The sequence below is a fragment of the Neisseria sp. Marseille-Q1983 genome (assembly GCF_018224585.1).
Classification (GTDB): domain Bacteria; phylum Pseudomonadota; class Gammaproteobacteria; order Burkholderiales; family Neisseriaceae; genus Neisseria; species Neisseria polysaccharea.
The window spans coordinates 39,574-47,438 of sequence record NZ_JAGTUI010000003.1 but is presented as its reverse complement, the minus strand read 5'-3'; the positions used below and the strand labels follow the sequence as shown (position 1 = coordinate 47,438).

Here is a 7,865-nt window from a genome sequence, read left to right as displayed (position 1 = left end):
TACCCGCCGCAAAGGCGTGATGGACGGCTTGGGACTGCCCGGCAAACTCGCCGACTGCCAAGAAAAAGACCCTGCCTTGTCAGAACTTTATCTGGTCGAGGGCGATTCCGCAGGCGGTTCTGCCAAACAAGGCCGCGACCGCAAATTCCAAGCCATTTTGCCGCTCAAAGGCAAAATTTTGAACGTCGAAAAAGCCCGTTTTGAAAAAATGCTCGCCAGCCAAGAGGTCGCCACCCTGATTACCGCGCTGGGTGCAGGCATCGGCAAAGAAGAGTTCAACCCTGAAAAACTGCGCTACCACCGCATCATCATCATGACCGATGCCGACGTGGACGGTGCACACATCCGCACTCTGCTCCTGACCTTCTTCTACCGCCAAATGCCCGAACTGGTCGAGCGCGGCTACATCTATATCGCCCAGCCGCCTTTGTATAAAGCGAAATACGGCAAACAGGAACGTTACCTCAAGGACGAGTTGGAAAAAGACCAATGGCTGCTCGGTCTTGCCTTGGAAAAAGCCAAAATCGTTTCAGACGGCCGCACCATCGAAGGCGCAGAACTTGCCGACACCGCCAAACAATTCCTGTTGGCGAAAACCGTCATCGAACAGGAAAGCCGCTTCGTGGACGAACTCGTCCTGCGTGCCATGCTGCACGCGTCGCCCATCGATTTGACGTCGTCTGAAAACGCCGATAAAGCCGTTGCCGAACTTTCCGGTTTGCTTGACGAAAAAGAAGTCGCCCTCGAACGCATCGAAGGTCATGAAGGACACCAGTTCATCAAAATCACGCGCAAGCTGCACGGCAACGTCATGGTCAGCTACATCGAACCCAAGTTCCTCAACAGCAAAGCCTACCAAACCCTTACCCAAACCGCCGCCGCGCTCAAAGGCATGGTCGGCGATGGTGCCAAGCTTTACAAAGGCGAAAACGGGTACGACGTGGACAGCTTTGAAGCCGCTTTGGACATCTTGATGAGCGTTGCCCAAAAAGGTATGTCCATCCAACGATACAAAGGCTTGGGCGAGATGAACCCCGAGCAGCTTTGGGAAACCACGATGGATCCCGCCGTGCGCCGCCTGTTGAAAGTGCGCATCGAAGATGCCATCGCCGCCGACGAAGTATTCGTTACGCTGATGGGCGACGAGGTCGAACCGCGTCGCGCCTTTATCGAAAACAACGCGCTGATTGCCCAAAATATCGACGCATAAGTGCCGTTTTAAAAAGGAGACGGGCAGCTTGCCGCGTCTCCTTTTGGTTTGTCAAACGGAAGCCATGCCGTCTGAAACCGCCTTTCGGAGCAAAACCATGATCAGCATTTTTGATATAGTGGATTAAATTTAAATCAGGACAAGGCGACGAAGCCGCAGACAGTACAAATAGTACGGAACCGATTCACTTGGTGCTTGAGCACCTTAGAGAATCGTTCTCTTTGAGCTAAGGCGAGGCAACGCTGTACTGGTTTAAATTTAATCCACTATATTTTCAAAATCGGTATCGGCCCTTCTAGTTCGCATACGGTCGGCCCGATGAAGGCCGCCGCCGCCTTTGCCGCAGGCTTGGACGCGCAAACCGCCCACATCGCCATCGACATTTACGGCTCGCTCGCACTGACGGGGCGAGGGCACGGTACGTTTGACGCGCTGATGCTCGGTTTGGAAGGCAGCCTGCCGCACGACATCCCGCTTGCCGGCATTCCCGACCGCCTCGGACGCATCCGCACGCAGCACATCCTCTGCCTCAACGGGCAAGAAATCCGCTTCATCCCCGACCGCGACCTGAACATACTCGGCAATCAAGTGCTGCCCAAACACCCCAACGGCCTGCGATTTACCGCCTATGCTTCAGACGGCACGGTATTGAAGGAACAGGTTTATTATTCGGTCGGCGGTGGATTTGTCGTTACCGAAGAAGATTTCGAGCGGCAGTCGGAAACGGAAAAAGCCGTTCCTTATCCTTACAACAGTTGTGTCGAGCTGCTTGCCCGATGCCGTCTGAACTGGCTCGACATCTCCGAAGTCGTGTTGGCAAACGAAGCCGCGTTTGCCGGACTCGCTGCCACGCTCCGGAAAAAAGCCGTCCCCGTATCCGTGTCGAGTGCTGAGGATGGACAGAAACGGAAATGCCGTCTGAAAACAGTTTTTCAGACGGTATTTCATTTATTTCTTGCGGCTTTACCGTTTCAGTGCCAGCGTCAACACGCCCGCCGTTACCAGCCCCAAGCCTACCCATTCCTGCGTACTGGGGCGTTCGTCGAGGAAGACTACTGCCATCAGGGCGACCAGAACCAGGCTGAATTTATCGACGGGGGCGACTTGCGAGGCGTCACCCAGTTGCAGGGCTTTGAAGTAGGCGAGCCAAGATGCGCCGGTAGCAAGGCCGGATAGGATGAGGAATGTCCAGTTGCGCCCCGTAAAGCCGTTCACACCCTGCCATTTGCCGGTGTAGGTTAAAAACAATATCAAAGCGGCGAGGATGACCAAGGTGCGGATAAAGGTGGCGAAATCCGAATCTATACCCTGTAAACCCATTTTGGCGAAAATGGCGGTCAATGAGGCGAAGCCTGCCGATGCCAATGCCCAAAACAGCCATGCGTTGCTGCCCATGTTTTCTCCTTGGATTGTGAACAATATGAACGGTATTTTTGTTGCTGCGTCAAAAATTTCACTGCGGGTTTGGTGTGGATAACGTTATAATATGCCTGATATTATTTTCAATCCACCTGTTTGTCGCCTGATGCTTTCAGACGGCATCTCCCTCCTCATTTCTAAAGGAAAATCATGAGCTTCAAAACCGATGCCGAAATCGCCCAGTCTTCCACCATGCGCCCGATTGGCGAAATTGCCGCCAAGCTGGGTCTGAACGCCGACAACATTGAGCCTTACGGTCATTACAAAGCCAAAATCAATCCTGCCGAAGCGTTCAAGCTGCCGCAAAAACAAGGCAGGCTGATTTTGGTAACCGCCATCAACCCGACTCCTGCCGGCGAAGGCAAAACCACCGTAACCATCGGTTTGGCGGACGCGTTGCGCCACATCGGCAAAGATGCCGTGATTGCCCTGCGCGAACCTTCTTTAGGGCCGGTGTTCGGCGTGAAAGGCGGCGCGGCAGGCGGCGGCTATGCCCAAGTTTTGCCGATGGAAGACATCAATCTGCACTTTACCGGCGACTTCCACGCCATCGGTGCGGCGAATAACCTGCTCGCCGCCATGCTCGATAACCATATCTACCAAGGCAACGAGTTGAACATCGATCCGAAACGTGTGCTGTGGCGTCGCGTGGTCGATATGAACGACCGCCAGTTGCGCAACATCATCGACGGCATGGGCAAGCCTGTTGACGGCGTGATGCGTCCTGACGGTTTCGACATCACCGTCGCCTCCGAAGTGATGGCGGTATTCTGTCTTGCCAAAGACATCAGCGATTTGAAAGAGCGGTTGGGCAACATCCTTGTCGCCTATGCCAAAGACGGCAGTCCTGTTTACGCCAAAGATTTGAAAGCGAATGGCGCGATGGCGGCATTGCTTAAAGATGCAATTAAGCCTAACTTAGTGCAAACCATCGAAGGCACTCCGGCCTTTGTACACGGCGGCCCGTTCGCCAACATCGCCCACGGCTGCAACTCCGTTACCGCCACACGTTTGGCGAAACACCTTGCCGATTATGCCGTAACCGAAGCAGGCTTCGGCGCAGATTTGGGCGCGGAAAAATTCTGCGACATCAAATGCCGTCTAGCGGATTTGAAACCTGATGCGGCTGTTGTCGTCGCCACCGTCCGCGCTTTGAAATACAACGGCGGCGTGGAGCGTGCCAACCTCGGCGAAGAAAACCTCGACGCTTTGGCAAAAGGCCTGCCTAATCTGCTGAAACACATTTCCAACCTGAAAAACGTATTCGGCCTGCCTGTGGTGGTTGCCATCAATCGCTTTGTGTCCGACTCCGATGCCGAGTTGGCGATGATTGAAAAAGCCTGTGCGGAACACGGCGTTGAAGTTTCCCTGACCGAAGTGTGGGGCAAAGGCGGCGCGGGCGGCGCGGATTTGGCGCGCAAAGTCGTCAATGCCATTGAAAATCAAACCAATAACTTCGGTTTCGCCTACGATGTCGAGTTGTCCGTCAAAGACAAAATCCGTGCGATTGCCCAAAAAGTGTACGGCGCGGAAGATGTCGATTTCAGCGCGGAAGCGTCCGCCGAAATCGCCTCTCTGGAAAAACTGGGCTTGGACAAAATGCCGATCTGCATGGCGAAAACCCAATACTCTTTGAGCGACAACGCCAAACTGTTGGGCTGCCCCGAAGGCTTCCGCATTACCGTGCGCGGCATCACTGTTTCTTCCGGTGCGGGCTTCATCGTCGCGTTGTGCGGCAATATGATGAAGATGCCGGGTCTGCCGAAAGTTCCGGCTGCCGAGAAAATCGATGTGGACGCAGAAGGCGTGATTCACGGCTTGTTCTGAACGGTTTTTGAAACCGGATGCCGTCTGAAGCCGTTTCAGACGGCATTTTTTCGGAACGCGGACGGCGGTATGCTATAATCCGCCGTTAAATTTCTCTATTTTCAGGAAAAAACATGAGTTTGAAATGCGGCATCGTCGGTTTGCCCAACGTCGGCAAATCCACCCTCTTTAACGCGCTGACCCAATCGGGTATCGAAGCGGCAAACTATCCTTTCTGTACCATCGAACCCAACGTCGGCATCGTCGAAGTGCCCGACCCGCGTATGGCCGAATTGGCGAAAATCGTTAATCCGCAAAAAATGCAGCCCGCCATCGTCGAGTTCGTCGATATTGCCGGCTTGGTTGCAGGCGCGAGCAAAGGCGAAGGCTTGGGCAACCAGTTCCTTGCCAACATCCGCGAGACTGACGCGATTGTTAACGTTGTACGTTGCTTTGACGACGACAACATCGTTCACGTTGCAGGCCGCGTCGATCCGATTGCCGACATCGAAACCATCGGTACAGAGTTGGCACTTGCCGACTTGGCAAGTGTGGAAAAAGCCATCGTCCGCGAAGAAAAACGCGCCCGTTCCGGCGACAAAGACGCGCAAAAACTGGTCGATTTGTGTAAAAAACTGCTGCCGCATCTGGACGAAGGCAAACCCGTGCGTTCCTTCGGTTTGGACGCGGAAGAACGCGCGATGCTCAAGCCGCTGTTCCTGCTGACAGCCAAACCTGCGATGTATGTGGGCAACGTCGCCGAAGACGGTTTTGAAAACAATCCGCACCTCGACCGCCTGAAAGAATTGGCGGCAAAAGAAAACGCCCCCGTCGTCGCCGTATGCGCCGCGATGGAAAGCGAAATCGCCGAATTGGAAGACGACGAAAAAGCCGAATTCCTCGCAGAAATGGGTTTGGAAGAACCCGGCCTGAACCGCCTCATCCGCGCGGGTTACGACCTCTTGGGGCTGCAAACCTACTTCACCGCCGGCGTGAAAGAAGTCCGCGCGTGGACGATACACAAAGGCGATACCGCCCCGCAAGCCGCCGGCGTGATTCACACCGACTTTGAACGCGGCTTCATCCGCGCCCAAGTCATTTCTTACGACGACTTTGTCTCGCTCGGCGGCGAAGCCAAAGCCAAAGAAGCCGGCAAAATGCGTGTGGAAGGTAAGGAATATGTCGTGCAGGATGGGGATGTGATGCACTTTTTGTTTAACGTGTAAACCATGCCAAGCAGTTACATAGTATATTCTTTGCTAATATTCATTGGTTTATCATTATTATTCATATTGATTTCTTTGGCTTTTTTAGCAATCTCAAGCCATAAATCATTTAGAGAAATAAAATCAACATCCTTATGGATGTTGATTGGCTCATTTTTATTAATAACCATTGAGCTCATGCTAAGTTTGACTGACGACTCCTTACAATTTCTTTCAAAACCATGTATAGGAGCACAACTTGGGATTTTCTTTTGCTTATTAATAAATTGCGGCCTATTAATATACTGTTTCAATAAGTATCAGAATAATAAAAAATATGCTTCTTTGAATGAATCTGTGCTTATACTAGGCATTATGCAAGTTACTATTTGCATGCGTATTACTTCTGCCTTCCAAAATGCAATCTTTATTTTACAAATAGCAGCAGACTCTGTTTATTTGTTGTTACCCGCTTTGGTAATCTATGAATTTAGTAAAACATCTTCCATCTCCCCAAAAGGGAAATATTTACTGAATCAAGCGAAAAAGAGAAAGGACAAAGATTTCTAATGAGCGTCATCCAAGACCTGCAATCGCGCGGCCTTATCGCGCAAACTACCGACATCGAAGCCTTAGACGCTTTGTTAAACGAACAAAAAATCGCTCTCTACTGCGGTTTCGACCCGACTGCCGACAGCCTGCACATCGGACACCTGCTGCCCGTATTGGCATTGCGCCGCTTCCAACAGGCGGGGCATACGCCGATTGCACTGGTGGGCGGCGCGACCGGTATGATTGGCGATCCCAGTTTCAAAGCCGCCGAACGCAGCTTGAATTCCGCCGAAACTGTTGCCGGCTGGGTAGAAAGCATCCGCAGCCAATTAACCCCTTTCTTGAGCTTTGAAGGCGGAAACGCCGCCATTATGGCGAACAACGCCGACTGGTTCGGCAAAATGAACTGCCTCGACTTCCTGCGCGACATCGGCAAGCATTTCTCCGTCAACGCCATGCTGAACAAAGAATCCGTCAAACAGCGCATCGAGCGCGACGGCGCAGGCATTTCCTTCACCGAGTTCGCCTATTCCCTGCTGCAAGGCTACGACTTCGCCGAGTTGAACAAACGCCACGGCGCGGTTTTGGAAATCGGCGGTTCCGACCAATGGGGCAACATCACTGCCGGTATCGACCTGACCCGCCGCCTGCACCAAAAACAAGTGTTCGGACTGACCCTGCCTTTGGTAACCAAATCAGACGGCACCAAATTCGGCAAAACCGAAGGCGGCGCGGTATGGTTGAACGCGAAGAAAACTTCTCCGTATCAGTTCTACCAATTCTGGCTGAAAGTGGCCGATGCCGATGTGTATAAATTCCTGAAATACTTTACCTTCCTGTCGGTTGAAGAAATCGATGCCATCGAAGCCAAAGACAAGGCAAGCGGCAGCAAGCCCGAAGCGCAACGCATCCTCGCCGAAGAAATGACCTGTCTGATTCACGGCGAAGCCGCCCTGCAAGCCGCACAGCGCATTTCCGAAAGCCTGTTTGCCGAAGACCAAAGCAGCCTGACCGAAAGCGACTTCGAGCAGCTCGCCCTCGACGGCCTGCCCGCATTTGAAGTTTCAGACGGCATCAATGTCGTCGAAACCTTGGTAAAAACCGGTTTGGCATCCTCCAATAAAGAAGCGCGCGGCTTTGTGAACAGCAAAGCGGTTTTGCTCAACGGCAAACCTGCCGAAGCCAACAACCCCAACCACGCCGCCGAACGCCCCGACGATGCCTATCTGCTGACCGACGAACACAAACGTTTCGGCAAATACACCATCCTTCGGCGCGGCAAACGCAACCACGCGCTTTTGGTTTGGAAATAATCCGATTGCCGCAGAAATGCCGTCTGAAGCCTTCAGACGGCATTTTTATCAAATGCAAAACACCCTGCGCCTGCTGATATGCCGTCATTTCCACGCAGGCGGGAATCCGGAATTGTCCATACAGCAAGCCCACCATGCGGATTGCTGACCCTACCAATCCTACACCGTTCTCATAGACTCAAATCAATACGGAAACTGATATGTCGTCATTCCCGCGCAGGCGGGAATCTAGACTTGTCGGCACAGAAACTTATCGGATAAAACGGTTTCTTTAGATTCCGCATCCTAGATTCCCGCCTGCGCGGGAATGACGATGCAGGTATTTCTGATGATTCGGCAAACTGTAGCAACTGTATTTTT

Annotated in this window: 7 protein-coding genes and 1 pseudogene; 6 read left to right on the top strand and 2 right to left on the bottom strand. The window is 52.7% G+C overall.

Annotation, left to right across the window (positions count from 1 at the left end; translation table 11 throughout):
- Both KEM39_RS01335 and KEM39_RS01330 read left to right on the top strand, forming a co-directional pair.
- Positions 1–1,210 (top strand): toprim domain-containing protein (locus KEM39_RS01335; protein WP_249182557.1); only part of this gene is annotated, 1,210 nt, incomplete at its 5' end.
- A 261-nt stretch (positions 1,211–1,471) separates the two neighbouring features.
- Positions 1,472–2,089 (top strand): annotated as a pseudogene (locus tag KEM39_RS01330) (serine dehydratase beta chain); the annotation flags it as partial.
- A gap of 84 nt (positions 2,090–2,173) precedes the next feature.
- Here KEM39_RS01330 and KEM39_RS01325 read toward each other — a convergent pair.
- Positions 2,174–2,605 carry an EamA family transporter gene (locus KEM39_RS01325; RefSeq protein ID WP_118997974.1) on the bottom strand — a complete coding sequence of 144 codons (432 nt, stop codon included), beginning with the start codon at positions 2,603–2,605 and terminating at the stop codon, positions 2,174–2,176.
- Between the two features lie 174 nt (positions 2,606–2,779).
- Between KEM39_RS01325 and KEM39_RS01320 the strand changes: the two genes are divergently transcribed.
- Both KEM39_RS01320 and ychF read left to right on the top strand, forming a co-directional pair.
- Positions 2,780–4,456: a formate--tetrahydrofolate ligase gene (locus tag KEM39_RS01320; RefSeq protein ID WP_118997975.1), complete on the top strand. Its 1,677-nt coding sequence runs from the start codon at positions 2,780–2,782 to the stop codon at positions 4,454–4,456.
- A gap of 113 nt (positions 4,457–4,569) precedes the next feature.
- Positions 4,570–5,661 carry a redox-regulated ATPase YchF gene (gene ychF / locus KEM39_RS01315; RefSeq protein ID WP_002225667.1) on the top strand — a complete coding sequence of 364 codons (1,092 nt, stop codon included), beginning with the start codon at positions 4,570–4,572 and terminating at the stop codon, positions 5,659–5,661.
- 14 nt (positions 5,662–5,675) lie between these two features.
- Here ychF and KEM39_RS01310 read toward each other — a convergent pair whose 3' ends face one another.
- Entirely contained in the window at positions 5,676–5,954 is a 279-nt protein-coding gene (locus KEM39_RS01310; protein ID WP_170314416.1) for a hypothetical protein, read from the bottom strand.
- A 255-nt stretch (positions 5,955–6,209) separates the two neighbouring features.
- Here KEM39_RS01310 and tyrS point away from each other — a divergent pair, with 255 nt between their 5' ends.
- Complete coding sequence (gene tyrS, locus KEM39_RS01305) at positions 6,210–7,505, top strand: tyrosine--tRNA ligase (RefSeq protein ID WP_211709496.1); 1,296 nt, start codon at positions 6,210–6,212, stop codon at positions 7,503–7,505.
- Between the two features lie 16 nt (positions 7,506–7,521).
- Positions 7,522–7,653, top strand: a complete 132-nt coding sequence (locus KEM39_RS11805) for a hypothetical protein (RefSeq protein WP_265094121.1) — start codon at positions 7,522–7,524, stop codon at positions 7,651–7,653.
- Positions 7,654–7,865 lie beyond the last annotated feature (212 nt).

Coding starts and splice junctions, on each gene's coding strand:
- KEM39_RS01325 (WP_118997974.1), bottom strand. CDS start 2,605: ATGGGCAGCAACGCATGGCTGTTTTGGGCATTGGCATCGGCAGGCTTC.
- KEM39_RS01320 (WP_118997975.1), top strand. CDS start 2,780: ATGAGCTTCAAAACCGATGCCGAAATCGCCCAGTCTTCCACCATGCGC.
- ychF (WP_002225667.1), top strand. CDS start 4,570: ATGAGTTTGAAATGCGGCATCGTCGGTTTGCCCAACGTCGGCAAATCC.
- tyrS (WP_211709496.1), top strand. CDS start 6,210: ATGAGCGTCATCCAAGACCTGCAATCGCGCGGCCTTATCGCGCAAACT.
- KEM39_RS11805 (WP_265094121.1), top strand. CDS start 7,522: ATGCCGTCTGAAGCCTTCAGACGGCATTTTTATCAAATGCAAAACACC.